Genomic DNA, 626 nt, shown 5'->3' on the forward strand with positions numbered 1-626 from the left:
TCCGGCGGTTGGGCGTTCTGTCGAGACGTCCACCGGTTCGGCTTCGAGACTTTCCGCAAACTTGCTGAGGCCGGTACGAAACTGGTCGACGATGCGACTGCAGCCATTGAAGCCTAGCCCGAGATGGAGCGCATCAAGAAACCATTGTTCCAGAAAGGATCTATGTCAGACCTAGATAGGATGAGGAAAAAAGTCTGAAAGCTCCAGTTGCGTGCAGCTATTGCCAAGATGGCATTGCAGGACCTCGTCGAGGGTCTGCCGGGCAAGTGGGCCGACATACAGGAAGTCGCCGAGAAAACCCAAGCCGTTTATGCCGAGTTGGATGTTGCCAAGAGAGAACTCGCTTCAATGAAGAATTTAGGATGATGCGCACATTCACCACCCGTGACGGCTCCATTTGGATGCCGCCGTACCTGACCTCCATCGATAGCAAACCTGCATCGGCTGCTGCCGTTGTTTCAAGGTCTGCTCGCGCGATGTCATGCATCTTCACGGCGTTGATGATGCGGGTGAAATCCTCGGCCCCTGCGATGACGAGGACGACGATTTCGACGGCAAGCTCAATCGCATGATCATGGTTGTCGATGATGCCGGCCGCTGCATCGGCTGCGGAGCCTGCGGCCGCG

Annotated in this window: 2 protein-coding genes and 1 pseudogene; all 3 read left to right on the forward strand. The window is 56.2% G+C overall.

Translation table 11 applies throughout. The annotated features are described in order from the left end of the window. Positions 1–117, forward strand: a 117-nt coding sequence (locus tag EN824_RS33465; RefSeq protein WP_135933158.1) for a DUF269 domain-containing protein, incomplete at its 5' end; no start/stop codon positions are given. Between the two features lie 90 nt (positions 118–207). Next, entirely contained in the window at positions 208–366 is a 159-nt protein-coding gene (locus EN824_RS33470) for a CCE_0567 family metalloprotein (protein ID WP_224571204.1), read from the forward strand. Then, positions 363–626, forward strand: a pseudogene (gene fdxB / locus EN824_RS36390) (ferredoxin III, nif-specific); the annotation flags it as partial. The gene EN824_RS33470 and the pseudogene fdxB, both read left to right, overlap by 4 nt.

Source organism: Mesorhizobium sp. M8A.F.Ca.ET.181.01.1.1 (assembly GCF_004792025.1).
GTDB lineage: Bacteria > Pseudomonadota > Alphaproteobacteria > Rhizobiales > Rhizobiaceae > Mesorhizobium.